Origin of the sequence: Aurantimonas sp. NFXS3 (assembly GCF_049132005.1) — a bacterium.
Lineage (GTDB): Bacteria > Pseudomonadota > Alphaproteobacteria > Rhizobiales > Rhizobiaceae > Aurantimonas > Aurantimonas coralicida.
Map to the genome: position 1 here is coordinate 182,980 of NZ_JAGDDZ010000006.1, position 26,538 is coordinate 209,517.

General features: G+C 64.1%; 25 protein-coding genes and 1 tRNA gene. All 26 read left to right on the top strand.

Annotated elements, in window-relative coordinates:
- Positions 1–142: 142 nt before the first annotated feature.
- Positions 143–1,318 (top strand): elongation factor Tu, encoded by a 1,176-nt coding sequence (gene tuf, locus J3367_RS17195; RefSeq protein ID WP_060577032.1) that lies wholly within the window; start codon positions 143–145, stop codon positions 1,316–1,318.
- A 239-nt stretch (positions 1,319–1,557) separates the two neighbouring features.
- A complete protein-coding gene (locus J3367_RS17200) occupies positions 1,558–2,505 on the top strand; it encodes an ELM1/GtrOC1 family putative glycosyltransferase (protein WP_024352394.1) in 948 nt (315 codons plus the stop codon).
- Positions 2,502–3,188, top strand: coding sequence for a hypothetical protein (locus tag J3367_RS17205; RefSeq protein ID WP_024352395.1), 687 nt, complete (start codon positions 2,502–2,504; stop codon positions 3,186–3,188). Before J3367_RS17200 ends, J3367_RS17205 begins: the two co-directional genes overlap by 4 nt.
- Before the next feature lie 103 nt (positions 3,189–3,291).
- The gene (locus J3367_RS17210) at positions 3,292–3,984 is read left to right on the top strand and encodes a glycosyl transferase (RefSeq protein ID WP_024352396.1); all 693 of its coding nucleotides are present in this window, start codon (positions 3,292–3,294) and stop codon (positions 3,982–3,984) included.
- Between the two features lie 33 nt (positions 3,985–4,017).
- A complete protein-coding gene (locus J3367_RS17215) occupies positions 4,018–4,878 on the top strand; it encodes a hypothetical protein (RefSeq protein ID WP_051141679.1) in 861 nt (286 codons plus the stop codon).
- A gap of 216 nt (positions 4,879–5,094) precedes the next feature.
- Positions 5,095–5,170: transfer RNA gene (locus J3367_RS17220), tRNA-Trp, on the top strand.
- Between the two features lie 131 nt (positions 5,171–5,301).
- On the top strand, positions 5,302–5,493 hold the full coding sequence (gene secE / locus J3367_RS17225; RefSeq protein WP_029703862.1) for a preprotein translocase subunit SecE: 192 nt from the start codon (positions 5,302–5,304) through the stop codon (positions 5,491–5,493).
- Positions 5,494–5,524: 31 nt separating this feature from the next.
- Positions 5,525–6,055, top strand: coding sequence for a transcription termination/antitermination protein NusG (nusG, locus tag J3367_RS17230; RefSeq protein WP_009209743.1), 531 nt, complete (start codon positions 5,525–5,527; stop codon positions 6,053–6,055).
- Between the two features lie 145 nt (positions 6,056–6,200).
- A complete protein-coding gene (gene rplK / locus J3367_RS17235) occupies positions 6,201–6,629 on the top strand; it encodes a 50S ribosomal protein L11 (RefSeq protein ID WP_009209742.1) in 429 nt (142 codons plus the stop codon).
- A gap of 4 nt (positions 6,630–6,633) precedes the next feature.
- A complete protein-coding gene (gene rplA / locus J3367_RS17240) occupies positions 6,634–7,338 on the top strand; it encodes a 50S ribosomal protein L1 (RefSeq protein WP_024352398.1) in 705 nt (234 codons plus the stop codon).
- Between the two features lie 363 nt (positions 7,339–7,701).
- Positions 7,702–8,220 (top strand): 50S ribosomal protein L10, encoded by a 519-nt coding sequence (rplJ, locus tag J3367_RS17245; protein WP_024352399.1) that lies wholly within the window; start codon positions 7,702–7,704, stop codon positions 8,218–8,220.
- A 51-nt stretch (positions 8,221–8,271) separates the two neighbouring features.
- Positions 8,272–8,646 (top strand): 50S ribosomal protein L7/L12, encoded by a 375-nt coding sequence (gene rplL / locus J3367_RS17250; protein ID WP_009209739.1) that lies wholly within the window; start codon positions 8,272–8,274, stop codon positions 8,644–8,646.
- A gap of 324 nt (positions 8,647–8,970) precedes the next feature.
- Positions 8,971–13,140: a DNA-directed RNA polymerase subunit beta gene (gene rpoB / locus J3367_RS17255; protein ID WP_024352400.1), complete on the top strand. Its 4,170-nt coding sequence runs from the start codon at positions 8,971–8,973 to the stop codon at positions 13,138–13,140.
- A gap of 140 nt (positions 13,141–13,280) precedes the next feature.
- On the top strand, positions 13,281–17,477 hold the full coding sequence (rpoC, locus tag J3367_RS17260; protein WP_024352401.1) for a DNA-directed RNA polymerase subunit beta': 4,197 nt from the start codon (positions 13,281–13,283) through the stop codon (positions 17,475–17,477).
- A gap of 424 nt (positions 17,478–17,901) precedes the next feature.
- Positions 17,902–18,273 carry a 30S ribosomal protein S12 gene (rpsL, locus tag J3367_RS17265; protein WP_009209736.1) on the top strand — a complete coding sequence of 124 codons (372 nt, stop codon included), beginning with the start codon at positions 17,902–17,904 and terminating at the stop codon, positions 18,271–18,273.
- A 31-nt stretch (positions 18,274–18,304) separates the two neighbouring features.
- Complete coding sequence (gene rpsG, locus J3367_RS17270) at positions 18,305–18,775, top strand: 30S ribosomal protein S7 (RefSeq protein ID WP_009209735.1); 471 nt, start codon at positions 18,305–18,307, stop codon at positions 18,773–18,775.
- 30 nt (positions 18,776–18,805) lie between these two features.
- Positions 18,806–20,896: an elongation factor G gene (fusA, locus tag J3367_RS17275; RefSeq protein ID WP_024352402.1), complete on the top strand. Its 2,091-nt coding sequence runs from the start codon at positions 18,806–18,808 to the stop codon at positions 20,894–20,896.
- A gap of 63 nt (positions 20,897–20,959) precedes the next feature.
- Positions 20,960–22,135, top strand: a complete 1,176-nt coding sequence (tuf, locus tag J3367_RS17280; protein ID WP_060577032.1) for an elongation factor Tu — start codon at positions 20,960–20,962, stop codon at positions 22,133–22,135.
- Positions 22,136–22,300: 165 nt separating this feature from the next.
- Complete coding sequence (rpsJ, locus tag J3367_RS17285) at positions 22,301–22,609, top strand: 30S ribosomal protein S10 (protein ID WP_006205468.1); 309 nt, start codon at positions 22,301–22,303, stop codon at positions 22,607–22,609.
- A 25-nt stretch (positions 22,610–22,634) separates the two neighbouring features.
- Positions 22,635–23,360 carry a 50S ribosomal protein L3 gene (gene rplC / locus J3367_RS17290; protein ID WP_024351692.1) on the top strand — a complete coding sequence of 242 codons (726 nt, stop codon included), beginning with the start codon at positions 22,635–22,637 and terminating at the stop codon, positions 23,358–23,360.
- Positions 23,360–23,980 carry a 50S ribosomal protein L4 gene (gene rplD, locus J3367_RS17295; protein ID WP_009209731.1) on the top strand — a complete coding sequence of 207 codons (621 nt, stop codon included), beginning with the start codon at positions 23,360–23,362 and terminating at the stop codon, positions 23,978–23,980. Before rplC ends, rplD begins: the two co-directional genes overlap by 1 nt.
- A complete protein-coding gene (locus J3367_RS17300; protein WP_024351693.1) occupies positions 23,977–24,270 on the top strand; it encodes a 50S ribosomal protein L23 in 294 nt (97 codons plus the stop codon). The genes rplD and J3367_RS17300 overlap by 4 nt, the downstream gene beginning before the upstream one ends.
- A 23-nt stretch (positions 24,271–24,293) precedes the next feature.
- Positions 24,294–25,130, top strand: coding sequence for a 50S ribosomal protein L2 (rplB, locus tag J3367_RS17305; RefSeq protein ID WP_009209730.1), 837 nt, complete (start codon positions 24,294–24,296; stop codon positions 25,128–25,130).
- Positions 25,131–25,142: 12 nt separating this feature from the next.
- Positions 25,143–25,421, top strand: coding sequence for a 30S ribosomal protein S19 (gene rpsS, locus J3367_RS17310; protein WP_024351694.1), 279 nt, complete (start codon positions 25,143–25,145; stop codon positions 25,419–25,421).
- Positions 25,422–25,423: 2 nt separating this feature from the next.
- Positions 25,424–25,813 carry a 50S ribosomal protein L22 gene (gene rplV, locus J3367_RS17315; protein WP_009209729.1) on the top strand — a complete coding sequence of 130 codons (390 nt, stop codon included), beginning with the start codon at positions 25,424–25,426 and terminating at the stop codon, positions 25,811–25,813.
- Entirely contained in the window at positions 25,813–26,520 is a 708-nt protein-coding gene (rpsC, locus tag J3367_RS17320; RefSeq protein ID WP_009209728.1) for a 30S ribosomal protein S3, read from the top strand. The genes rplV and rpsC overlap by 1 nt, the downstream gene beginning before the upstream one ends.
- Positions 26,521–26,538: the final 18 nt, after the last annotated feature.

Sequence of the window (26,538 nt, forward strand, 5' to 3'; positions counted from 1 at the left end):
TCTCATCCGCTGTGCTGAGCAAACCGTGCGCGCCCGCGTGCGGCGTCTTTGTATCCGGCACGTTTTCGCAGCGCTTGTCATTGGCCGCTGCACTCGTTATGTCGCGCCCGGACTCACGCATCCGCTAAGTTGGGAGCCGACGATGGCCAAGAGCAAATTCGAGCGCAACAAGCCGCATGTGAACATCGGCACGATCGGTCACGTTGACCATGGCAAGACGTCGCTGACGGCGGCGATCACGAAGTACTTCGGCGAGTACCGTGCGTACGACATGATCGACGCGGCGCCGGAAGAGAAGGCGCGCGGCATCACGATCTCGACGGCGCATGTGGAGTACGAGACGGAAGCCCGTCACTACGCCCATGTCGACTGCCCGGGCCATGCCGACTACGTGAAGAACATGATCACCGGTGCCGCCCAGATGGACGGCGCGATCCTGGTGTGCTCGGCCGCCGACGGCCCGATGCCGCAGACCCGCGAGCACATCCTCCTGGCCCGCCAGGTCGGCGTGCCGGCGATCGTGGTGTTCCTGAACAAGGTCGACCAGGTCGACGACGCCGAGCTCCTGGAGCTGGTCGAGCTCGAGGTTCGCGAGCTGCTGTCGTCCTACGATTTCCCGGGCGACGACATTCCGATCATCAAGGGTTCGGCGCTGGCCGCTCTCGAAGACTCCAACAAGGAGATCGGCGAGGACGCGGTGCGTGAGCTGATGAAGGAAGTCGACGCCTACATCCCGACCCCGGAGCGTCCGGTCGACCAGCCGTTCCTGATGCCGATCGAGGACGTGTTCTCGATCTCGGGTCGTGGCACGGTGGTGACCGGCCGCGTCGAGCGCGGCATCGTCAAGGTCGGCGAGGAAGTCGAGATCGTCGGCATCCGCGACACCAAGAAGACGACGGTGACCGGCGTCGAGATGTTCCGCAAGCTGCTCGACCAGGGCCAGGCCGGCGACAACATCGGCGCGCTGGTTCGCGGTGTCGATCGTGAAGGCGTCGAGCGCGGTCAGGTTCTGTGCAAGCCGGGTTCGGTGAAGCCGCACACGCGCTTCATGGCCGAGGCCTACATCCTGACGAAGGAAGAGGGTGGCCGTCATACGCCGTTCTTCACCAACTACCGCCCGCAGTTCTACTTCCGCACGACGGACGTGACCGGCGTGTGCACGCTCCCCGAGGGCACCGAGATGGTGATGCCGGGCGACAACGTGACGATGGACGTGACGCTGATCGTGCCGATCGCGATGGAAGACAAGCTGCGCTTCGCCATCCGCGAAGGCGGCCGCACCGTCGGCGCCGGCATCGTCGCCTCGATCATCGAGTAGTCTGCCGGCAGGCGCGCAACGCCGCGCCGCGCCGATATGCTGAAGTTGACGGGCCCCTTCGCGGGGCCCGTTTGCGTTTGCGGTGCCGGAGGCGCTCGCGGCTGAGCCGGAGAGGGCAGGGCCGGTGAGATCCACGCGGCCCTGCATGGCGCCGGTCGCAGGCCGGTCCGATTGCGCCGACTGTTGCGTGCAGCGCCATCCGCGCTAGAAACCGGCAGGTGTTGCGAGGAGATCGCCAGTTGCGAGTATGGACCGTCAGCGAGGAGAAGGCCGGCACGCTGACCCAGTGCGTCGGCGTGGCTGAGCATCTGACAGACGAGCCAATCGTCCATACGGTGGAGCGGCTGCCGAAATGGCGGCGCGGATTGTTCTCTCCCTACTGGCGCAGCCGCGCAGCCGAACCGGATATCGTCATTTCCTGCGGCTGGTTCGCCGAACGTCACGTGGCCCGTATCCGCGAGCGTTTCGGCGGACGGCCGTTTGCCGTGCATCTGCAACCGCCCGCCCCCCCGTCGCGCGGCATCTACGATCTTGCCTTCGTGTCCCGGCACGACTGGAAGAGCCCGCGTCTGGACGGCACCGATTATCGCAGCATGATCGGCGTGCCCCATCGCATCAAGCGGACGGCGCTGGACGAGCGTCGCGTGGCCGCGCGCGGCCGCTGGCTCGCCGAGGGCGACGACCGGCCGATCGTGGTGATGCTGCTGGGCGGGGCCAACGGCGCCTATGACTACGATGCGCCGACGATCGACCGGCTGGTCGCCAGCGCCCGCGATCTGGTGGCGGAGGGCTGGCTGGTCCTGGTGTCCACTTCCCGCCGCAGCGACCCCTCGCTGCTGGACGCGCTGCTGCATGTCGGCGAGCCGGACATCCGCGTGTGGGACCGGACCGGCGACAATCCCTATCGGGACTATCTCGCCGCGGCCGACGCCTTCCTGATCAGCAAGGACACGGTGACCATGCATTGCGAGGCGCTGACATCGGGGCGGCCGGTCTACAGCCTCGATCTCGCGCCGATCCAGGGCGAGCGCCTGGAAAAATTCGAGTGGTTCCATGAGGATATGCAGGAGACGCTGTGTCTGACCCGGCCGTTCGCCGGCGATCTGGCCCCCTACAACTACACATTCGCCGATCAGTCGCTGGAGATTGCCGAGACGATCCGCGCCGAATACGCCGCACGGCGGTGAACGGCGCCACGCCCTCCGGCGCCGCGCTGACGCCGCACCTCTTGGCGATCCGCGAGGCGCACCGCGCCCAGATGGACCGCCTCGGCTTGCTGCAGCGTCCCTGGGTCCTCCTGGGCGGCGCCCCGGACCCGGCCATGCCGGATGCCCTGCGCGCCAGCCACGCGCGGGTGGACATCAACAATTCAGGCCTCGCGGCGAAGCGTTTCGGCTGGGGACCGGCGGATCTGAGCGTGCGGCGGCCGGTCGAGTCATGGTCGGTCTTCCCCGACCTCGAGGCGGGGGCCATGCTGTGGTTCAGTCCGCGGCCGAGATGGCGCCAGCACTGGAAGCTGCTGCGCCAGCGCAAGGCCAGGATCGGCGCCCTGGTGTCGATGCACCCCGACGACCGCGAAGCGGTCAATCTGGCGATGATCGGCCACGAAATGATCGACATCGGCGAACTGGGCAAACCTTCGACGGGAATTGCAGCGCTCTGCTACGGCCTGTTTCTCGGCGTGCCGGAGATCGTGCTGTCGGGTTTTTCCTTTGCCCGGACCGGCCATTCCTACGACACGCTGGCGCGTCCGCGCATGCAGATCGCGGAGGATCGCTACGCCCTCGAAATGCTGCGCGACGATCCGCGCGTCGCGACAAGCGAGCCGGAACTCGCGGCCGATCTCGGCTTGCGGCTGTGGACGTCCTGACGCGCGCCGCGATGCAACACCCGCCCCGGATCTCGCGCGGCGTTGGCCTTTGCCGGTCACGGGTGTATGACGCCAGCGTTCAGCAATTCAGCAAGGTGACCTCGTGACGCAACCGACAGTTCAGGTCTTCATCGGGTTCGATTCCAAGGAGGTGATTGCCTATCACGTCCTGTGCCAGAGCATTCTCGAGCGCGCGACCGTGCCCGTGGTGTTCTCGCCGCTCTATCTGCCCAACCTGGAAGGCGTGTTCCAGCGCGAGCGCAACGCGCTGCAGTCGACGGAATTCTCCTTCTCGCGCTTCCTGGTGCCGTATCTGTCCGGCTTCACGGGCTGGAGCCTGTTCATGGACTGCGACATGCTGATGCGCGCCGACATCGCCGAGCTCTGGGCGCTGCGCGACGATCGCCATTCGGTCATGTGCGTCAAGCACGACTACCAGCCCAAGGTGGAGACCAAGTTCCTCGGCCAGACGCAGACCAAATACGAGAAGAAGAACTGGTCGAGCGTCATGCTGTTCAACAATGCCAAATGCCAGGCGCTGACGCCGGACTACGTCAACACCGCCACCGGCCTGCAGCTGCACCAGTTCAAATGGCTCGACGGCGACGAGAACATCGGCGAACTGCCGGCGGAGTGGAACTGGCTGGTCAATGAATACGACCACAATCCCGATGCCCGGAACGTGCATTTCACCGATGGCGGGCCGTATTTCGACGATTACCGCAACGACGACTACGCCGAGGAATGGTTTGCCGCGCGCGAGCGGACGCTGTTCGTCCAGCAGCGCGGCGCCTGAGGTCTTGCGGCGGGACTGCGGGACATGACCGCCATGACGCAGGCGAATGATGCGCGCGGGCTGCCCGAATCGCGTGACGGCTGGGCGGCGTTCTTCGGCGGCTTCGCCCGCGTCGTCCTCGTCGCCAACAGCGACGCGGTCGATATCGCGGCGCTGACGGCGCGCTACGGCGACGGCACGCTCTTCGTCTTCTTCAACAAGGTGTTCAAGGTTCTCGACGCGCCCTTCGATCGGCCGTCGTTGCTGATCGCCCGCAGCAGCCAGGCGGGCGCCAACATCGTCTATCGCCGGGAAGTCGGCACCGTGCTGCAGCTCCTGCGCGGTCCGCAATTCCATGGCATCGCCAATCTGAAGGCCGGCGCCGCAGAAACCTTCAGCCCGGCCGAATCCTTCGAGAACGCGCCGGTCGGTTTCCTCGACCTCGCGCCGGTCTTTGCCGATTTCTATCCGGGCACCCATGTCCCGACCAGCGGTTTCGCGCTGGCCTTCTGGCTGGCCGAAGCCTGTCCCGCACTGCCCATCGTGCTGGCCGGCTTCACCGCGCGCCGCTCGACGCGCTGGAAGCTGTTCCACGACCATGAATGGACCTTCGAGCAGATGGTGAACCGGCTCCTGGTGCGCACCGGCCGCCTGACGATGGATGGCAGCGGCAGTGCCGGCGAATGGTCGCGAATCGCCACGCGGATTCCGGGCGTCACGGCCGCCGATGTCGCGCTCGTCTCCTCAGAGGTCCTGTCGGAACGTCTCGAAGGCACCAATCAGGCGATCGACCGCCTGATGTCGCTGACGCGGCTGCAGGGACGGCTCGACACTTTTCTGCGCGGGCTCAAGCCGAAGACGCGCAAGCAGAAGCTGGCGGAGCAGGCGGCCAGGGGATCGTCAGAAGGCAAGTGACGAACGCCGCGGCTGAGTCGTTCGAATATCGACGATGCGCGGCTCGATCACGGGCTGGTGTCGGGCAAGTGGTCGCGATGGCCAGACTTGTCCGTTTCGCGGGTGAGGGCGGTTTAGTCCTGCGTCCTGTGAGCGCGGTTTAGGCGCCCCGGGCAGCGTTTCGTCGAAAAAGGGTGTTGCAGTTCGCGCCGTGAGGCGATATCTGGGCGCCATCGTAGGGGTATAGCTCAGTTGGTAGAGCGGCGGTCTCCAAAACCGCAGGCCGTAGGTTCGAGCCCTACTGCCCCTGCCAGCAACGCGAACGAGAGTTTTCCCCGGCAGCCCTTGTGAATCATTCCGAGGGCGGCTAAGTGGGGCATTCTTAATGACATATGGCGCGTGGGGCGATCGCTAGCCTTCATGCGCCTTAGCCGTGAGCGGTTTATGGCCAAGACCAATCCCTTCAGCTTTCTTCAGCAGGTCCGGTCGGAGACCGCGAAGGTGACGTGGCCCACCCGTCGCGAGACCGTCATTTCGACGATCATGGTTTTCGTGATGGTGGCGTTCGCCGCGACCTTCTTCTTTATCGCGGATCAGCTGCTCGGCTACGTCGTCGGCCTGATCATGAGCGTCTGATCCGGACGCTGCAGGAGTTATCACCAGTTTCATGACCGCTCGTTGGTACATCGTCCACGCCTATTCGAATTTCGAAAAGAAGGTGGCAGAATCGATCGAGGAGCAGGCCCGTCAGAAGGGTCTGTCCGATAAATTCGAGAAGATTCTCGTGCCGACCGAGAAGGTCGTCGAGGTGCGCCGCGGCCGCAAGGTCGATGCCGAGCGCAAGTTCTTCCCCGGCTATGTCCTGGTCAAGGCCGAGCTCACCGACCAGGTGTTCTCGATGATCAAGAACACGCCGAAGGTCACCGGCTTCCTGGGCGCCGAGAACCGGCCGACCCCGATCACCGAGAAGGAAGCCGAGCAGATCCTCGCGCAGGTCCAGGACGGTGTCGAGCGGCCGAAGCCGACCGTCTCCTTCGATATTGGCGAGCAGGTGCGGGTCTCCGACGGCCCCTTCGCCTCGTTCAACGGCATCGTTCAGGAAGTCGACCAGGAGCGCGCGCGTCTCAAGGTGGAAGTTTCGATCTTCGGGCGTGCGACGCCGGTGGATCTCGAATTCGGTCAGGTCGAGAAGGCCTGATCCGAACGGGCGCCAAGCCCATCCTCGTGCGGGAGGCGCTCGGGCTCTAGCCGGCCCCTGTTCCGGACCGCGCGGACTGCAGACTGCCGGAAGTCCGGCTGGCTTCGTGCCGGCCGCCCGGCGTGAACATTGAAGGCAGGTACAAATGGCTAAGAAAGTACAGGGCCAGCTGAAGCTTCAGGTCCCGGCCGGTTCGGCGACGCCGTCGCCGCCCATCGGTCCGGCGCTGGGTCAGCGCGGCATCAACATCATGGAATTCTGCAAGTCGTTCAACGCGCAGACCCAGGAGCAGGAAAAGGGCCAGCCGATCCCGGTGGTCATTACCTACTACCAGGACAAGTCCTTCACCTTCGCGATGAAGACCCCTCCGGTGAGCTACTTCCTCAAGAAGGCCGCCAACCTCAAGAGCGGCTCCAAGGAGCCGGGTCGCAGTGTCGCCGGTTCGGTGACGCGCGAGCAGGTTCGCGAGATCGCCGAGAAGAAGTTCAAGGATCTGAACGCGAACGACATTGATGCGGCGGTTCTCATGGTCGAGGGCTCTGCCCGCTCCATGGGCCTCGAAGTGGCGGGCTGAGACGATGGCAAAGAGTGGCAAGCGAATCCGTAGCGCCCGCGAGGGCATCGAGCGCACCAAGCTGTATGGCCTCGACGAAGCTGTGCAGATGCTCAAGGACCGGACCAAGACCAAGTTCGACGAGACCATCGAAGTTGCGATGAACCTCGGCGTCGACCCGCGTCACGCCGACCAGATGGTCCGCGGCGTGGTCAACCTGCCGAACGGCACCGGTCGGACCGTCCGCGTCGCCGTCTTCGCGCGTGGTGACAAGGCCGAGGAAGCCAAGGCTGCCGGCGCCGACATCGTCGGTGCGGAAGACCTCGTCGAGCAGGTCCAGGGCGGCACGATCGACTTCGACCGTGCGATCGCCACGCCGGACATGATGGCCCTCGTCGGTCGTCTCGGTAAGGTGCTCGGCCCCCGCGGCCTGATGCCGAACCCGCGCGTCGGCACGGTGACCCCGGACGTCGCAGCGGCCGTCAAGGCTTCGAAGGGCGGCGCCGTCGAGTTCCGCGTCGAGAAGGCCGGCATCGTGCATGCCGGCGTTGGCAAGGCCAGCTTCGACAGCAAGGCGATCGTGGAGAACATCCGCGCCTTCGCCGATGCGGTCCAGAAGGCCAAGCCGTCGGGCGCCAAGGGCAACTATGTCCAGCGCATCGCGGTGACGTCGACGATGGGCCCCGGTGTGAAGGTCGATCCGTCGACCGTCGGCGCCTCGCAGGCCTGACCCTTACAAATTGGAAGCGGCGTCCCTATATCCGCCGCTTCCCTATCAAGGTTCCGGGCTCGTCCCGGTACGTGGAGGCTTTTGAAAGCCTCCTGAATGCCTGTCCGAGATTGTGGGCGGCCGGTGCTTCGGCTCCGGTCATAATCGTTAGATAGCCCTCATGAGACGGGGAAGTTCCGAGTTTTCCGGCATCGCCGGTCTGGTCGGTTCGAACCTCTGAATGCCTTGCGTCGCCCATCGGTTCCACGGAGCTGCTGCGGGTTGGCCGGGGGGACAGGATCTCCGAGCGTCGCCCGGATGGTCCGGGCGGCAAAAGGCAACCGGCCTCGTTTCGCAAGAACCGGGGCTAACTGGAGAGAGGCAGTGGACAGAGCGGAAAAGCGCGAATTCGTCACGTCCCTTCACGAGACCTTCCAGGCCTCGGGAACGGTCGTCGTGGCCCACTATGCCGGTCTCACGGTCGCGCAGATGAACGATTATCGTTCGAAGATGCGCGTCGCGGGAGGCACCGTCAGAGTCGCGAAGAACCGCCTCGCCAAGATCGCTCTTGAAGGCACGGACGCCGCAGGCATCTCGAATCTGTTCGAGGGCCAGACGCTGATCGCTTATTCGAGCGATACGGTGGCGGCGGCCAAGGTGACCAACGACTTCGCCAAGGGGAACGACAAGCTCGTCATCCTCGGCGGTTCGATGGGCGCCACGACACTCGATGCAGACGGTGTGAAGGCCTTGGCCACCATGCCGTCGCTGGACGAACTCAGGGCCAAGCTGGTCGGCATGATCAATACGCCGGCTACTCGGATCGCTGGGGTTCTCCAGGCGCCTGCGGGGCAACTCGCACGCGTCTTCGGTGCCTATGCCAAGAAAGACGAAGCGGCGTGAGGATGGTTCCTCGCTGCACACCTCAAAGTTCGAACCTGAAGGAATACTAACATGGCTGATCTCGCCAAGATCGTTGAAGACCTGTCGGCCCTGACCGTCCTCGAGGCGGCTGAGCTGTCGAAGATGCTCGAAGAGAAGTGGGGCGTCTCCGCCGCCGCGCCGGTCGCCGTTGCGGCCGCTGGTGGTGGTGCTCCGGCCGAAGCCGCCGAAGAGCAGACCGAGTTCAACGTGATCCTCGCATCTGCCGGTGCGCAGAAGATCAACGTCATCAAGGAAGTCCGTGCGATCACGGGTCTTGGCCTCAAGGAAGCCAAGGACCTCGTCGACAACGCGCCGAAGCCCGTCAAGGAAGGCGTGGACAAGGCCGAGGCCGACAAGATCAAGGACCAGCTCGAGAAGGCTGGCGCCACGGTCGAAGTCAAGTAATCGCGGTTCGCCGCGCTTACGCAGAACATCCGGGGGCGGGACGGCAATTTGCCGTTCCGCCTTCCGTGCTCGCCATAGGGTTCCGGCCTCTAAGGGTCGATCTGGCGGGCAGGGCACTCTCCGCGGTGCGGCACGGTAAGACGCGGGACGGGAATGCAGTGCGTGTGTTCGAACGGCTTGCCGGCAAGCCTTTCGAAGACGCGGGCCCAGCGCCCGACAGATCGGTCAGTCGCTGCCGCCGCAGGGCGCAGCGGAGTCTCTCGGCGGAGAGACAGAGGAATTTCAGCCCTTTGGTCGAGGGCGATATCACGAGAAGGAGCGACGATGTCTCAGACGACGACGTTTAGCGGTCGCAGGCGCGTGCGCAAGTTCTTCGGGTCGATCCCCGAAGTGGCCGAAATGCCGAACCTGATCGAGGTCCAGAAGGCCTCCTACGATCAGTTCCTGATGGTGGACGAGCCGGTAAACGGGCGTCTGGACGAAGGGTTGCAGGCCGTCTTCAAATCGGTCTTCCCGATCTCCGACTTCTCCGGCCAGGCCATGCTGGAATTCGTCAAGTACGAGTTCGAGCAGCCAAAATTCGATGTCGAGGAATGCCGTCAGCGCGATCTGACCTATGCTGCGCCGCTGAAGGTGACGCTGCGCCTCATCGTGTTCGATGTCGACGAGGACACCGGCTCCAAGTCCATCAAGGACATCAAGGAGCAGGACGTCTACATGGGCGACATGCCGCTCATGACCATGAACGGTACCTTCATCGTCAACGGCACCGAGCGCGTCATCGTCTCGCAGATGCACCGTTCGCCGGGCGTCTTCTTCGACCATGACAAGGGCAAGAGCCATTCGTCGGGCAAGCTGCTCTTCGCGGCGCGCGTCATTCCCTATCGCGGTTCCTGGCTCGACATCGAGTTCGACGCCAAGGACGTCGTGCATGCGCGCATCGACCGGCGCCGCAAGATTCCCGTGACCAGCCTGCTGATGGCGCTGGGCATGGACGGCGAAGAGATCCTGTCGACCTTCTACGACACCGTGAAGTTCGAGAAGGACAAGAACGGCTGGCGCGTTCCCTTCTCGGTCGAGCGCGTGCGCGGCCAGGGTGCGGTCGTCGATCTGATCGACGCCGACAGCGGTGAAGTGCTGGTCGAGGCCGGCAAGAAGGTCACCGCGCGCCAGGCGCGTCAGATGCAGGAGAAGGGCGTCAAGGCGCTCCGCGCGACCGAGGACGATCTGGTCGGCTCCTACATCGCCGAGGACATCGTCAATCCTGAGACCGGCGAGATCTATCTCGAAGCCGGCCAGGAACTGGAGATGACCGTCGACGCCAAGACCGGCGAGCGCAAGGGTTCGCTGATCGACCTGATCAACGCGGGCTACGACGAGTTCACCGTTCTCGACATCGACCACGTCAATGTCGGCGGCTATATCCGCAACACCCTCGCGGTGGACAAGAACGAAGGCCGTCAGGACGCGCTGTTCGACATCTACCGGGTCATGCGCCCGGGCGAGCCGCCGACGATGGAAACCGCCGAGGCGATGTTCCAGTCGCTGTTCTTCGATTCCGAGCGCTACGATCTGTCGGCCGTCGGCCGCGTCAAGATGAACATGCGTCTCGACGTCGACGCCGAGGACACCGTGCGCGTGCTGCGCAAGGAGGACATCCTCGCGGTCGTGCGCACGCTGGTCGACCTGCGCGACGGCAAGGGCGAGATCGACGACATCGACAATCTCGGCAACCGCCGGGTGCGCTCGGTCGGCGAGCTCATGGAGAACCAGTACCGCGTCGGTCTGCTGCGCATGGAGCGGGCCATCAAGGAGCGCATGTCGTCGGTCGAGATCGACACCGTCATGCCGCAGGACCTGATCAACGCCAAGCCGGCGGCCGCCGCCGTGCGCGAGTTCTTCGGTTCCTCGCAGCTCTCGCAGTTCATGGACCAGACCAACCCGCTGTCGGAAATCACCCACAAGCGTCGTCTCTCGGCGCTTGGACCCGGTGGTCTGACCCGCGAGCGCGCCGGCTTCGAAGTCCGCGACGTGCATCCGACCCATTACGGCCGTATCTGCCCGATCGAGACGCCGGAAGGCCCGAACATCGGACTGATCAACTCGCTCGCCACCTTCGCGCGGGTGAACAAGTACGGCTTCATCGAGAGCCCGTACCGCAAGGTTGTCGATGGCGTGGTCACCCACGACGTCGTCTATCTGTCGGCCATGGAGGAATCCAAGCATCACGTCGCCCAGGCGAACGCGATCCTGACGGACGACAACCAGTTTCAGAACGAGTTCGTGGTCTGCCGCCACCAGGGCGACGTCTTCATGACGCCGCGCGACAATGTCGACCTGATGGACGTCTCGCCGAAGCAGCTCGTGTCCGTGGCGGCCGCGCTCATTCCGTTCCTCGAGAACGATGACGCGAACCGCGCACTGATGGGCTCGAACATGCAGCGTCAGGCCGTGCCGCTGGTGCGCGCCGAGGCGCCGTTCGTCGGCACCGGCATGGAGCCGATCGTGGCCCGCGACTCGGGCGCCGCCATCGGCGCCCGCCGGACGGGTATCGTCGACCAGGTCGACGCGACGCGTATCGTCATCCGGGCGACCGAGGATCTGGAAGCCGGCAAGTCCGGCGTCGACATCTATCGTCTGATGAAGTTCCAGCGCTCGAACCAGAACACCTGCATCAACCAGCGTCCGCTGGTCGCGGTGGGTGACCGGGTCGAGAAGGGCGACATCATCGCCGACGGTCCGTCGACGGATCTGGGCGATCTCGCCCTCGGCCGGAACGTGCTCGTCGCGTTCATGCCGTGGAACGGCTACAACTACGAGGATTCCATCCTCCTGTCCGAGCGCATCGTCGCCGACGACGTCTTCACCTCGATCCACATCGAGGAGTTCGAGGTCATGGCGCGTGACACCAAGCTTGGACCCGAGGAGATCACGCGCGACATTCCGAACGTGTCGGAAGAGGCGCTGAAGAACCTCGACGAGGCCGGCATCGTCTATATCGGTGCCGAGGTGCAGCCGGGCGACATCCTGGTCGGCAAGATCACGCCGAAGGGCGAAAGCCCGATGACGCCGGAAGAGAAGCTTCTGCGCGCCATCTTCGGTGAGAAGGCGTCCGACGTCCGCGACACCTCCAACCGCATGCCTCCCGGCGCCTATGGCACCGTGGTCGAGGTCCGCGTGTTCAACCGCCACGGCGTCGAGAAGGACGAGCGCGCCATGGCGATCGAGCGCGAGGAGATCGAGCGCCTCGCCAAGGACCGCGACGACGAGCAGGCGATCCTGGATCGCAACGTCTACGGTCGCCTGATCGAAATGCTCGACGGCAAGGCTGCGGTCGCAGCGCCGAAGGGCTTCAAGAAGGGCTCCGTCATCACCGCCGAGGCGATGGGTGAATACCCGCGGTCGCAGTGGTGGATGTTCGCCGTTGAGGACGAGAAGACCCAGGCGGCTCTCGAGGATCTGCGCAACGTCTATGACGAGGCCAAGAAGACCCTCGAGCAGCGGTTCATGGACAAGGTCGAGAAGGTCCAGCGCGGCGACGAGCTGCCCCCGGGCGTCATGAAGCAGGTCAAGGTCTTCGTCGCCGTCAAGCGCAAGATCCAGCCGGGCGACAAGATGGCCGGCCGTCACGGCAACAAGGGCGTTGTCTCGCGGATCCTGCCGGTGGAAGACATGCCGTTCAACGCGGACGGCACCCATGTCGACATCGTGCTGAACCCGCTGGGCGTGCCGTCGCGCATGAATGTCGGACAGATCCTGGAGACCCATCTGGGTTGGGCCTGTGCCGGCATGGGCCGGAAGATCGGCGACATGCTCGAGGCCTACCAGACCAGCCAGGACGTCTCGCCGCTGCGCGACGAGATTGCCGGGCTGCTGGGCGACAGCGATCGCAACGAGAAGGTGAAGAACTACGACGACGAAAGCGTTCTGACGCTCGCCAAGCAGATGAAGCGCGGCGTCTCCATCGCCACGCCGGTCTTCGACGGCGCGGTCGAGCAGGATATCGTCGAGATGCTGGAGAGGGCTGGGCTGAACGGCTCGGGTCAGGTCACGCTCTATGACGGGCGTACCGGCGAAGCCTTCGATCGGCAGGTCACGGTCGGCTACATCTACATGCTGAAGCTGCACCACCTGGTGGACGACAAGATCCACGCCCGTTCGATCGGACCGTACTCGCTCGTGACCCAGCAGCCGCTGGGCGGCAAGGCGCAGTTCGGTGGCCAGCGCTTCGGCGAGATGGAGGTCTGGGCGCTCGAGGCATACGGCGCGGCCTACACGCTGCAGGAGATGCTGACGGTGAAGTCGGACGACGTCGCGGGCCGTACCAAGGTTTACGAGTCGATCGTGCGCGGCGACGACGCGTTCGAATCCGGCATTCCGGAGAGCTTCAACGTGCTGGTCAAGGAAATGCGCTCGCTCGGCCTCGACGTCGATCTGGCGAACTCCGCCGCCGAGCTGCCGGCTCCGGCCGACCTGCCGGACGCTGCCGAATAGGCCATTCATGACAGGACCGCGGCGCGCCGCGGTCCGGGCCGGCGCCCCTTCGGCGCCGGTCCTCGACGATTGAAGAATTTGAGCGGCCGCCGGTAACCCCCGCCGCGGCCCGGGGCAGGCGCCCCAGAAGGAGAAAAGCCATGAACCAAGAGGTCATGAACATCTTCAATCCGCAGGTGGCTGCGCAGACGTTCGATTCGATCCGGATCTCGCTTGCCTCGCCTGAGAAGATCCTCTCCTGGTCGTTCGGCGAGATCAAGAAGCCGGAGACGATCAACTACCGTACGTTCAAGCCCGAGCGCGACGGCCTTTTCTGCGCGCGCATCTTCGGTCCGATCAAGGACTACGAGTGCCTGTGCGGCAAGTACAAGCGCATGAAGTACAAGGGCATCATCTGCGAAAAGTGCGGCGTCGAGGTCACCCTCTCGCGCGTGCGTCGCGAGCGCATGGGCCATATCGAGCTCGCAGCCCCCGTTGCCCATATCTGGTTCCTGAAGTCGCTGCCGAGCCGCATCGGCACGCTGCTCGACATGACCCTCAAGGACATCGAGCGGGTTCTCTATTTCGAGAACTACATCGTCACCGAGCCGGGCCTGACCTCGCTGAAGGAGCACCAGCTCCTGTCCGAGGAAGAGTACATGATCGCCACCGACGAGTTCGGTGAGGATTCGTTCACGGCACTGATCGGCGCCGAGGCGATCCAGGATCTGCTCGGCTCGATGGATCTCGAGACGATCGCCGGCGACCTGCGTTCGGAGCTTGCGGAGACCACCTCCGAGCTCAAGACGAAGAAGCTGATGAAGCGGCTGAAGATCGTCGAGAACTTCCTGGAATCCGGCAACAAGCCGGAATGGATGATCATGAGCGTCGTCCCGGTGATCCCGCCGGACCTGCGCCCGCTCGTCCCGCTGGACGGCGGCCGCTTCGCGACCTCCGACCTGAACGACCTGTATCGCCGCGTCATCAACCGGAACAACCGCCTCAAGCGGCTGATCGAGCTGCGCGCACCGGGCATCATCATCCGCAACGAGAAGCGGATGCTGCAGGAATCCGTCGACGCGCTGTTCGACAACGGCCGTCGCGGCCGCGTCATCACGGGTGCCAACAAGCGCCCGCTGAAGTCGCTCTCCGACATGCTCAAGGGCAAGCAGGGCCGGTTCCGTCAGAACCTGCTCGGCAAGCGCGTTGACTATTCCGGCCGTTCGGTCATCGTGACCGGTCCCGAGCTGAAGCTGCATCAGTGCGGCCTGCCGAAGAAGATGGCGCTCGAGCTGTTCAAGCCGTTCATCTATGCGCGCCTCGACGCCAAGGGCTTCTCGTCCACGGTCAAGCAGGCCAAGAAGCTGGTCGAGAAGGAGCGTCCGGAAGTCTGGGACATCCTCGACGAGGTCATCCGTGAGCATCCGGTTCTGCTGAACCGTGCGCCGACGCTGCACCGTCTCGGCATCCAGGCGTTCGAGCCGGTGCTGATCGAGGGCAAGGCCATCCAGCTGCACCCGCTGGTCTGCACGGCGTTCAACGCCGACTTCGACGGTGACCAGATGGCGGTCCACGTGCCGCTGTCGATCGAGGCGCAGCTCGAAGCCCGCGTCCTGATGATGTCGACCAACAACATCCTGCACCCGGCGAACGGCCAGCCGATCATCGTGCCGTCGCAGGACATGGTGCTGGGTCTGTACTACCTGTCGATCATGAACGAGAACGAGCCGGGCGAAGGCATGGCCTTCTCCGACATCGGCGAGATGGAGCAGGCGCTGTTCACCGGCGCCGTGACGCTGCACTCCAAGATCAAGGGCCGGTTCAAGACCATCGACGCCGAGGGCAACCCGGTCTCGCAGATCTACGAGACCACCCCGGGCCGCATGCTCATCGGCGAGATCCTGCCGAAGAACGCCAAGGTTCCCTTCGACATCTGCAACGAGCTGATGACGAAGAAGAACATCTCGCGGATGATCGATCAGGTGTATCGCCACTGCGGTCAGAAGGAGACGGTGATCTTCTGCGACCGGATCATGCAGCTCGGCTTCCGCCATGCGTGTACCGCGGGTATCTCGTTCGGCAAGGACGACATGCTGATCCCCGAGACCAAGCCGCAGATGATCGGCGAGACCCAGGCGCTCGCGAAGGAATACGAGCAGCAGTACAATGACGGCCTGATCACCCAGGGCGAGAAGTACAACAAGGTCGTCGACGCCTGGGCCAAGTGCACAGACAAGATCGCCGACGAGATGATGGCTCGCATCAAGGCCGTCGAGTTCAACGAGGACGGCCGTCAGAAGCCGATGAACTCGATCTACATGATGTCGCATTCGGGCGCGCGTGGTTCGCCGACCCAGATGCGTCAGCTGGCGGCGATGCGCGGCCTGATGACCAAGCCTTCGGGCGAGATCATCGAGACGCCGATCATCTCGAACTTCAAGGAAGGCCTGACCGTTCTCGAGTACTTCAACTCGACCCACGGTGCCCGTAAGGGTCTGGCCGACACCGCCCTGAAGACCGCCAACTCGGGTTACCTGACCCGTCGTCTCGTCGACGTCGCGCAGGATTGCATCATCACGCAGGTCGACTGCGGGACCGACAAGGGTCTGACGATGCAGCCGATCGTCGATGCCGGCCAGGTGGTCGCATCGCTGGGCCAGCGCGTGCTGGGCCGGACCGCGCTCGAGGACATCGTGCATCCGCTCACCGGTGAGGTCATCGTCAAGGGTGGCGTCACCATCGAGGAGCCGGATGTCGAGATCATCGAGAAGGCCGGCATCCAGTCGATCAACATCCGTTCGGCGCTGACCTGTGAGATCCGCACCGGCATTTGCGGCACCTGCTACGGCCGCGATCTGGCCCGTGGCACGCCCGTTAACATGGGCGAGGCCGTCGGTGTCATCGCCGCGCAGTCGATCGGCGAGCCGGGCACGCAGCTGACCATGCGGACCTTCCACATGGGCGGTACCGCGCAGGTGGTGGATTCCTCGTTCCTCGAGGCGTCCTACGAAGGCACGGTGCAGATCCGCAACCGCAACGTGGTGCGCAACTCCGACGGCCAGCTGGTCGCCATGGGCCGCAACATGGCCATCCTGATCATGGATCAGGCGGGCAAGGAACGGGCCTCGCATCGCGTCACCTACGGTAGCCGCGTCTATGTGGACGATGGCGATACCGTGCGGCGCGGCCAGCGTGTCGCCGAGTGGGACCCGTATACCCGCCCGGTGCTCACCGAGCTCGACGGTACGGTGGACTTCGAGGATCTGGTCGACGGCATCTCGGTGTCCGAACAGGCCGACGAGGCCACCGGCATCACCAAGCGTGCGGTCATCGACTGGCGGGCCAGCCCGCGCGGTCAGGACCTCAAACCGGCGATGGTCATCAAGGGTGACGACGGCGAGGTTCTCAAGCTGCCGCGCGGTTCCGATGCCCGCTACTACCAGTCGGTCGACGCCATCCTGTCGGTCGAGCCGGGCACGCGGGTCTCGGCTGGTGACGTCCTGTCGCGTATTCCGATGGAAAGCGCCAAGACCAAGGACATCACCGGTGGTCTGCCGCGCGTCGCCGAGCTGTTCGAGGCCCGCAAGCCGAAGGACAACGCGGTCATCGCCGAGATCGACGGTACGGTGAAGTTCGGGCGCGACTACAAGAACAAGCGCCGGATCATCATCGAGCCGCACGAGGAGGGCGCCGAGCCCGTCGAGTACCTGATCCCGAAGGGCAAGCCGTTCCATCTCCAGGAAGGCGACGTCATCGAGAAGGGCGACTACATCCTCGACGGCAACCCGGCACCGCACGACATTCTGGCCATCCGCGGCGTGGAGGCTCTCGCGAGCTACCTCGTCAACGAGATCCAGGAGGTCTACCGGCTCCAGGGCGTGTTGATCAACGACAAGCACATCGAGGTCATCGTCCGGCAGATGCTGCAAAAGGTCGAGATCGTCGAATCCGGCGATAGCGGCTACATTCCGGGCGACCATGTCGACCGGATCGAGTTGGCGGAGCTGAACGAGCGTCTGAACGAGGAGGGCAAGCGTCCCGCCTCGGGCAACCCGGTCCTGCTCGGCATCACCAAGGCGTCGCTGCAGACCCCGTCCTTCATCTCGGCCGCCTCCTTCCAGGAGACGACCCGGGTGCTCACCGAGGCCGCGGTTGCCGGCAAGACGGACACGCTGCAGGGCCTCAAGGAGAACGTCATCGTCGGCCGACTCATCCCGGCCGGTACCGGTGGCACCATGACCCAGGTCCGCCGCATCGCCACGGCGCGCGACGACCTGATTCTCGACGATCGCCGCAAGGCGGCCAACGTCGCCGAGACCGACCGGATGCTGACTTCGGTCAGCGACCCGGCCGAATAGGCCTTAACCGCCTGTTAACACCCTTCAGGGGCCGCCTTCGGGCGGCCCTTTGTCGTTTAAGCCCCGCGATGCGCCACCGAGCGGCGCGAGCGTCCGCAATATGCCGGCGCTTTCCGGCGGGAGCGGGGGATCGGGGTTGACGAGGGGGGAGGGAATCGATAGATAGCCCTCCAACAGAGCCGATGTGAAGCCGACTCTTCCCAAGGACGCCGCGTCCGGGATCCAGAGCTTCAAACAAGGCTTCGTTCAACGAGACGCCACATCGCTGTATGCACGATCGCTCTGGCGGTCCTCTGCTTCGTGCCGGGCAGTTCGCAATACATGCGAACGATATGCTCGGTTTCGTGCATGGAGAAGTCCACTCCATGTACGGGCGGGCTGCTTCGTTTCGAACTTTGGATTTGGAAGAAGAGGGAAGGTTGGAATGCCGACCATCAACCAGCTTGTCCGCAAGCCTCGCGTACGTCCCACCGAGCGCAATACGGTCCCGGCACTCGAAGCGAACCCGCAGAAGCGCGGTGTCTGCACGCGAGTTTATACGACGACCCCGAAGAAGCCGAACTCGGCTCTGCGTAAGGTCGCCAAGGTTCGCCTCGTCAACGGTTACGAGGTGATCGGCTATATCCCGGGCGAGGGGCATAACCTTCAGGAGCACTCCGTGGTGATGATCCGCGGCGGTCGCGTGAAGGATCTTCCCGGCGTTCGCTATCACATCATTCGCGGCGTGCTCGACACGCAGGGTGTCAAGAACCGGAAGCAGCGGCGTTCGAAGTACGGCGCCAAGCGTCCGAAATAAGCCCAACGCTGATCACTGGAAGAGACGATAAATGTCCCGCCGTCACAGAGCCGAAAAGCGCGAGATCAACCCGGACCCGAAGTTCGGCGATCTCATCGTATCCAAGTTCATGAATGCCGTCATGTATGACGGCAAGAAGTCGGTTGCCGAGCGCATCGTGTATGGCGCGTTCGACGCCGTCCACGAGAAGTCCCGTCAGGACGCCGTGGCGATCTTCCACCAGGCGCTCGAGAACATCTCGCCGCATGTGGAAGTCCGTTCGCGCCGCGTTGGTGGTGCGACCTACCAGGTCCCGGTCGATGTTCGTCCGGAGCGCCGTCAGGCACTGGCCATTCGCTGGCTGATCACTGCGGCTCGCAACCGCAACGAGACGACCATGGTCGATCGCCTGTCGGGCGAACTCATGGACGCCGCCAACAACCGCGGTACCGCCGTGAAGAAGCGCGAAGACACGCACCGCATGGCGGAAGCGAACCGCGCCTTCTCGCACTACCGCTGGTAATTCTAGCTTCTGTCCGAAAGGCGACGCCCGATGGCACGCGACTATAAGATCGAAGATTACCGTAATTTCGGCATCATGGCTCACATCGATGCGGGAAAGACGACGACGACCGAGCGGGTGCTCTTCTACACCGGCAAGTCCCACAAGATCGGCGAAGTGCACGACGGCGCTGCGACGATGGACTGGATGGAGCAGGAGCAGGAGCGCGGCATCACGATCACCTCCGCTGCGACGACCACCTTCTGGCAGGGTCGCGACGGCAAGAAGCGCCGCTTCAACATCATCGACACCCCGGGTCACGTCGACTTCACCATTGAAGTCGAGCGTTCGCTCCGCGTGCTCGACGGTGCGATCGCACTGCTCGACGCCAATGCCGGTGTCGAGCCGCAGACCGAGACCGTCTGGCGCCAGGCCGACAAGTATCATGTCCCGCGCATGATCTTCGTCAACAAGATGGACAAGACCGGCGCCGACTTCTACCGCTGCGTCGAGATGATCAAGTCGCGCCTCGGTGCGCGTCCGGTCGTGATCCAGCTGCCGATCGGCGCCGAGAACGAGTTCAAGGGCGTCGTCGACCTCATCGAGATGAAGGCGCTTGTCTGGCGCAACGAGAATCTCGGTGCCGAGTGGGACGTCGTCGAGATCCCGGACGATCTGAAGGATCGTGCCGAGGAATATCGCGAGCTGATGATCGAGGCTGCGGTCGAGATCGACGAAGCCGCTACCGAGAAGTATCTCGAAGGCGAGATGCCCGACAATGACGAGCTGCGTCGCCTGATCCGCAAGGGTACCTGCGACGTCTGGTTCACCCCGGTTCTGTGTGGCTCGGCCTTCAAGAACAAGGGCGTTCAGCCGCTGCTCGACGCCGTCGTCGACTTCCTGCCGTCGCCGGTCGAAGTCCAGGCGATCAAGGGTATCGACCCGAAGACCGATGGCGAGATGATCCGCAAGTCGTCGGACGACGAGCCGCTGTCGATGCTGGCCTTCAAGATCATGAACGACCCGTTCGTCGGTTCGCTCACCTTCGCCCGCATCTATTCGGGTGTCCTCACCAAGGGCTCCTCGGTGATGAACACGGTGAAGGACAAGCGCGAGCGCGTCGGCCGCATGCTGCAGATGCACTCCAACTCGCGTGAGGACATCGAAGAGGCGTATGCAGGCGACATCGTGGCGCTGGCCGGTCTCAAGGAGACCACCACGGGCGACACGCTCTGCGATCCGCTGAAGCCGGTCATTCTCGAGCGCATGGAATTCCCCGATCCGGTCATCGAGATCGCGATCGAGCCGAAGACCAAGGGCGACCAGGAGAAGATGGGCCTCGCGCTCAACCGCCTGGCAGCCGAGGATCCGTCCTTCCGCGTCAAGACCGACGAGGAATCCGGCCAGACGATCATCGCCGGCATGGGTGAGCTTCACCTCGACATCCTGGTCGACCGCATGAAGCGGGAGTTCAAGGTCGAGGCGAATATCGGTGCACCGCAGGTGGCATACCGCGAGACGATCACGCGGAAGGCCGAGGTGGACTACACCCACAAGAAGCAGACCGGTGGTACGGGTCAGTTCGCCCGCGTCAAGCTGGTGTTCGAGCCGGCCGAGATCGGCGAAGGGTTCTCCTTCGAGTCGAAGATCGTCGGCGGCGCCGTGCCGAAGGAATACATCCCGGGCGTCCAGAAGGGCATCCAGTCCGTCCTCGGTGCAGGTCCGCTTGCGGGCTTCCCGATGGTCGACATCAAGGCCGAGCTCCTCGACGGTGCTTACCATGACGTCGACTCCTCGGTCCTGGCCTTCGAGATCGCCTCCCGTGCGGCGTTCCGCGAAGCCATCCAGAAGGCCGGACCGCGCCTCCTGGAACCGGTGATGAAGGTCGAGGTTGTGACGCCTGAGGATTACGTCGGCGATGTCATCGGCGACTTGAACTCGCGGCGTGGTCAGATCCAGGGCACCGAGCCGCGCGGCATCGCGCAGGTCGTCAACGCCATGGTCCCGCTGGCCAACATGTTCGGTTACGTGAACCAGCTCCGCTCGATGTCCCAGGGCCGCGCCCAGTACACGATGCAGTTCGATCACTACGAGCAGGTTCCGAACCAGGTCGCTGACGAGATCCAGAAGAAGTTCGCCTGATCGCGAACGGCTTCGAGACGAATAGGGCTTCCTGAGCCCGCACTAGACAAACGGAGTGGCAAGATGGCCAAGAGCAAATTCGAGCGCAACAAGCCGCATGTGAACATCGGCACGATCGGTCACGTTGACCATGGCAAGACGTCGCTGACGGCGGCGATCACGAAGTACTTCGGCGAGTACCGTGCGTACGACATGATCGACGCGGCGCCGGAAGAGAAGGCGCGCGGCATCACGATCTCGACGGCGCATGTGGAGTACGAGACGGAAGCCCGTCACTACGCCCATGTCGACTGCCCGGGCCATGCCGACTACGTGAAGAACATGATCACCGGTGCCGCCCAGATGGACGGCGCGATCCTGGTGTGCTCGGCCGCCGACGGCCCGATGCCGCAGACCCGCGAGCACATTCTTCTGGCCCGCCAGGTCGGCGTGCCGGCGATCGTGGTGTTCCTGAACAAGGTCGACCAGGTCGACGACGCCGAGCTGCTGGAGCTCGTCGAGCTCGAGGTTCGCGAGCTGCTGTCGTCCTACGATTTCCCGGGCGACGACATTCCGATCATCAAGGGCTCGGCACTGGCCGCTCTCGAAGACTCCAACAAGGAGATCGGCGAGGACGCGGTGCGTGAGCTGATGAAGGAAGTCGACGCCTACATCCCGACCCCGGAGCGTCCGGTCGACCAGCCGTTCCTGATGCCGATCGAGGACGTGTTCTCGATCTCGGGTCGCGGCACGGTGGTGACCGGCCGCGTCGAGCGCGGCATCGTCAAGGTCGGCGAGGAAGTCGAGATCGTCGGCATCCGCGACACCAAGAAGACGACGGTGACCGGCGTCGAGATGTTCCGCAAGCTGCTCGACCAGGGCCAGGCCGGCGACAACATCGGCGCACTGGTTCGCGGTGTCGATCGTGAGGGCGTCGAGCGTGGTCAGGTCCTGTGCAAGCCGGGTTCGGTGAAGCCGCACACGCGCTTCATGGCCGAGGCCTACATCCTGACGAAGGAAGAGGGTGGCCGTCATACGCCGTTCTTCACCAACTACCGCCCGCAGTTCTACTTCCGCACGACGGACGTGACCGGCGTGTGCACGCTCCCCGAGGGCACCGAGATGGTGATGCCGGGCGACAACGTGACGATGGACGTGACGCTGATCGTGCCGATCGCGATGGAAGACAAGCTGCGCTTCGCCATCCGCGAAGGCGGCCGCACCGTCGGCGCCGGCATCGTCGCCTCGATCATCGAGTAGGACGAAGCGATCTCGGGGACGCCGCGCGCTTGAGAGCGGCGTCCCCGGTTCTTTGCCCCCCACGGGCGAGCCGGGGTTCGCCCCGCGCGACATTGGCTGCTTTGACAAGACAAGCGCTCGGAAAGCGCCGCCGCGCCGGTGGTCTCCGACGAGAGGACGAATAAAATGAACGGCCAGAATATCCGCATCCGCCTCAAGGCGTTCGATCACCGGGTTCTCGATGCGTCGACCCGCGAGATCGTGTCGACCGCTAAGCGCACCGGCGCGAATGTGCGGGGGCCGATCCCGCTGCCGACGCGGATCGAAAAGTTTACCGTGAACCGTTCGCCGCACGTCGACAAGAAGTCGCGCGAGCAGTTCGAAATGCGCACCCACAAGCGGCTCCTCGACATTGTCGATCCGACGCCGCAGACGGTTGATGCGCTCATGAAGCTCGACCTCGCCGCCGGCGTTGATGTCGAGATCAAGCTCTGATCCGAGCACGGGAAGGATAACGCCCATGCGTTCAGGTGTGATAGCACAGAAGGTCGGCATGACCCGCGTCTACAACGACGTCGGTGAGCATGTTCCGGTCACCGTCCTGAAGGTCGAGAACCTCCAGGTCGTCGCCCAGCGGACCAAGGAAAAGAACGGTTACACCGCCGTCCAGGTCGGCGCTGGCCTCGCCAAGGTCAAGAACACGTCCAAGCCGATGCGCGGCGTGTTTGCCCAGGCTTCGGTCGAACCGAAGCGCAAGCTCGTCGAGTTCCGCGTGTCGGACGACAACATGATCGACGTCGGTGCCGAGATCACGGCCGAGCACTTCGTGCCGGGCCAGATGGTCGACGTGACCGGCACCTCGATCGGTAAGGGCTTCGCCGGCGCGATGAAGCGCCACAACTTCGGCGGCCTGCGCGCCACCCACGGCGTGTCCGTCTCGCACCGTTCGCACGGTTCGACCGGTCAGCGTCAGGATCCCGGCAAGGTCTTCAAGAACAAGAAGATGGCCGGCCATATGGGCGACGTCCGCGTGACCACGCAGAACCTGCAGGTCGTGCGCACCGATCCCGAGAAGGGCCTGATCCTGGTTCGTGGCGCCGTCCCGGGCTCCAAGGGTGGCTGGATCGAAATTCGTGACGCCGTGAAGGCGTCGCTGCCCGACAACGCGCCGAAGCCGGCCGCGCTCCGCAACGCCGGAAACGGTGCTGCTGTCGAGACCGCGGACGCTTCCGAGGGAGCGGAATAATGGACGTTACGATCAAAAGCCTCGACGGCAAGGACGCCGGCACGGCTACCCTGGCCGACGACATCTTCGGTCTCGAGCCGCGCGAAGACATTCTTCAGCGCATGGTTCGCTGGCAGCTGGCCAAGCGCCAGCAGGGGTCCCACCAGACCCTCGGCCGTGCGGAAATCGCACGGACCGGCGCGAAGCTGTACCGCCAGAAGGGCACCGGTCGTGCCCGTCACGGCTCGGCGCGTGCGCCGCAGTTCCGCGGTGGTGGCAAGGCCCACGGTCCGGTCTCGCGCAGCCATGCGCATGACCTGCCGAAGAAGGTGCGGGCTCTGGCCCTGCGCCATGCGCTGTCGGCCAAGGCGAAGTCGGGCGGCATCGTCGTCATCGACGAGCTGAAGGCTGCTGAGGGCAAGACCAAGGCGATGGTCAAGACCTTCGCCGATCTGGGCCTGACCAACGCGCTGTTCATCGGTGGTGCGGAGCTCGACGCGAACTTCACGCGCTCGGCTCGCAACATCCCGCAAATGGACGTGCTGCCGGTTCAGGGCATCAACGTCTACGACATTCTCCGCCGCCAGACGCTGGTTCTGTCGAAGGCTGCGGTCGAGGCTCTCGAGGAGCGGTTCAAATGACCGATCTGCGCCATTACGACGTCATCACGAGCCCGGTGATCACCGAAAAGTCGACGCTTCTGTCCGACAACAACCAGGTGGTCTTCAACGTCCCGGGGACGGCGACCAAGCCGGACATCAAGGCCGCCGTCGAGGCGCTCTTCAATGTCAAGGTGACCGCCGTCAACACCATGGTCCGCAAGGGCAAGGTCAAGCGCTTCCGTGGCCGCATCGGCCGCCAGAGCGATCAGAAAAAAGCCGTCGTGACGTTGGCCGAAGGCCAGTCCATCGACGTCTCGACCGGTCTTTGATCGGGACCGGAGGGAGCTAGGCAATGGCACTTAAGAATTTCAAACCGAACACGCCGAGCCAGCGTCAGCTGGTCATCGTCGATCGCTCGGGCCTCTGGAAGGGCAAGCCGGTCAAGCAGTTGACCGAGGGTCTCAGCCAGAAGGGCGGCCGCAACAATGCCGGTCGCGTCACGGCTCGCTACCAGGGCGGCGGTCACAAGCGGACCTACCGCATCATCGACTTCAAGCGTCGCAAGTTCGACGTGTCGGCGACGGTCGAGCGGATCGAGTACGATCCGAACCGCACCGCCTTCATCGCGCTGCTGAAGTACGAGGATGGCGAGTTCGCCTACATCCTGGCGCCGCAGCGCGTGGCTGCTGGCGACACGGTGATCTCGGGCCTGTCCGGCGTCGACGTCAAGCCGGGCAACGCGATGCCGCTGTCGGCCATGCCGGTCGGCACGATCGTCCACAATGTCGAGATGAAGCCGGAGAAGGGTGGTCAGATCGCCCGTTCGGCTGGCGCCTATGCGCAGCTCGTCGGTCGTGACTCGGGTCTCGCAATCCTGCGCCTGAATTCGGGCGAGCAGCGCCTGGTCCCGTCGTCCTGTCTCGCGACGGTCGGCGCGGTCTCCAACGCCGATCACTCGAACATCAACCTCGGCAAGGCTGGTCGTTCGCGCTGGCTGGGTCGTCGCCCGCACGTTCGCGGTGTCGTGATGAACCCCGTCGATCACCCGCATGGTGGTGGTGAAGGTCGTACGTCCGGTGGTCGTCACCCGGTTTCGCCGTGGGGCAAGCCGACCAAGGGCAAGCGTACCCGCCAGAACAAGTCGACTGACAAGTTCATCATGCGCTCGCGCCATCAGCGCAAGAAGTAAGAGGATTTCTTCATGACACGTTCCGTCTGGAAGGGTCCGTTCGTCGATGGCTACCTTCTCAAGAAAGCCGAGAAGGGGCGCGAGAGCGGCCGCAACGATGTGATCAAGATCTGGAGCCGTCGTTCGACGATCCTGCCCCAGTTCGTCGGTCAGACCTTCGGCGTCTACAACGGCTCGAAGCACATTCCGGTGTCGGTCAACGAGGATATGGTCGGACACAAGTTCGGCGAGTTCGCTCCGACCCGCACCTATTACGGCCACGGCGCCGACAAGAAGGCGAAGAGGAAGTAGCAATGGGCAAGGCCAAAGCCGAACGTCGGCTGTCGGAGAACGAGGCGAGAGCGGTCGCCCGGACGATCCGTGTCAGCCCGCAGAAACTGAACCTCGTCGCGCAGATGATCCGCGGCAAGAAGGTCGACGCCGCACTCGCGGATCTGACCTTCTCGCGCAAGCGGATCGCCGAGACGGTCAAGAAGACGCTGGAAAGCGCCATCGCCAACGCCGAGAACAACCATGATCTCGACGTCGATTCGCTGGTCGTCGCCGAGGCTTATGTCGGCAAGTCGATCACGATGAAGCGCTTTCATGCCCGCGGTCGCGGTCGTGCCAGCCGCGTCGAGAAGCCGTTCTCGCATCTGACGATCGTCGTGCGCGAGATCGCCGCAATCGAGGAGGCCGCATAATGGGTCAGAAGATCAATCCGACCGGTTTTCGGCTCGGCATCAACCGCACCTGGGATTCGCGCTGGTATGCGAACACCGGCGAGTACGGTCACCTGCTGCACGAGGATCTGAAGATCCGCGCCTATCTGCTCAACGAGCTGAAGCAGGCCGCGGTCTCCAAGATCGTCATCGAGCGTCCGCACAAGAAGTGCCGCATTACGATCCACTCGGCACGTCCGGGCATCGTCATCGGCAAGAAGGGCGCCGACATCGAGAAGCTTCGCAAGAAGCTCGCTGCGATGACCAACGCCGAGACGCACATCAACATTGTCGAGGTGCGCAAGCCCGAGACCGATGCGACCCTGGTGGCTCAGTCCATCGCCCAGCAGCTCGAGCGCCGCGTGGCGTTCCGCCGTGCGATGAAGCGTGCCGTCCAGTCCGCCATGCGCCTCGGCGCGGAAGGCATCCGCATCAATTGCGGTGGCCGTCTCGGCGGCGCGGAGATCGCGCGCACCGAATGGTACCGCGAAGGCCGGGTGCCGCTGCACACGCTGCGCGCCGACATTGACTACGGGACTGCCGAAGCCAAGACGGCCTACGGCATCTGCGGCGTCAAGGTCTGGATCTTCAAGGGCGAGATTCTCGAGCACGATCCGATGGCCTCCGAGCGCCGTCAGGTCGAAGGCGAGGGTCAGGGCGGCGGCGGTCGTCGTCGCGAGCACGCCTGAGCCTTATCGAATTCGGAG

Coding starts and splice junctions, on each gene's coding strand:
- rpsS (WP_024351694.1), top strand. CDS start 25,143: ATGACACGTTCCGTCTGGAAGGGTCCGTTCGTCGATGGCTACCTTCTC.
- rplK (WP_009209742.1), top strand. CDS start 6,201: ATGGCTAAGAAAGTACAGGGCCAGCTGAAGCTTCAGGTCCCGGCCGGT.
- rplA (WP_024352398.1), top strand. CDS start 6,634: ATGGCAAAGAGTGGCAAGCGAATCCGTAGCGCCCGCGAGGGCATCGAG.
- tuf (WP_060577032.1), top strand. CDS start 143: ATGGCCAAGAGCAAATTCGAGCGCAACAAGCCGCATGTGAACATCGGC.
- rplB (WP_009209730.1), top strand. CDS start 24,294: ATGGCACTTAAGAATTTCAAACCGAACACGCCGAGCCAGCGTCAGCTG.
- rpoC (WP_024352401.1), top strand. CDS start 13,281: ATGAACCAAGAGGTCATGAACATCTTCAATCCGCAGGTGGCTGCGCAG.
- secE (WP_029703862.1), top strand. CDS start 5,302: ATGGCCAAGACCAATCCCTTCAGCTTTCTTCAGCAGGTCCGGTCGGAG.
- nusG (WP_009209743.1), top strand. CDS start 5,525: ATGACCGCTCGTTGGTACATCGTCCACGCCTATTCGAATTTCGAAAAG.
- fusA (WP_024352402.1), top strand. CDS start 18,806: ATGGCACGCGACTATAAGATCGAAGATTACCGTAATTTCGGCATCATG.
- rpsG (WP_009209735.1), top strand. CDS start 18,305: ATGTCCCGCCGTCACAGAGCCGAAAAGCGCGAGATCAACCCGGACCCG.
- rpoB (WP_024352400.1), top strand. CDS start 8,971: ATGTCTCAGACGACGACGTTTAGCGGTCGCAGGCGCGTGCGCAAGTTC.
- rplL (WP_009209739.1), top strand. CDS start 8,272: ATGGCTGATCTCGCCAAGATCGTTGAAGACCTGTCGGCCCTGACCGTC.
- tuf (WP_060577032.1), top strand. CDS start 20,960: ATGGCCAAGAGCAAATTCGAGCGCAACAAGCCGCATGTGAACATCGGC.
- rpsL (WP_009209736.1), top strand. CDS start 17,902: ATGCCGACCATCAACCAGCTTGTCCGCAAGCCTCGCGTACGTCCCACC.
- rplC (WP_024351692.1), top strand. CDS start 22,635: ATGCGTTCAGGTGTGATAGCACAGAAGGTCGGCATGACCCGCGTCTAC.
- J3367_RS17300 (WP_024351693.1), top strand. CDS start 23,977: ATGACCGATCTGCGCCATTACGACGTCATCACGAGCCCGGTGATCACC.
- J3367_RS17215 (WP_051141679.1), top strand. CDS start 4,018: ATGACGCAGGCGAATGATGCGCGCGGGCTGCCCGAATCGCGTGACGGC.
- rplD (WP_009209731.1), top strand. CDS start 23,360: ATGGACGTTACGATCAAAAGCCTCGACGGCAAGGACGCCGGCACGGCT.
- rpsJ (WP_006205468.1), top strand. CDS start 22,301: ATGAACGGCCAGAATATCCGCATCCGCCTCAAGGCGTTCGATCACCGG.
- rpsC (WP_009209728.1), top strand. CDS start 25,813: ATGGGTCAGAAGATCAATCCGACCGGTTTTCGGCTCGGCATCAACCGC.
- rplV (WP_009209729.1), top strand. CDS start 25,424: ATGGGCAAGGCCAAAGCCGAACGTCGGCTGTCGGAGAACGAGGCGAGA.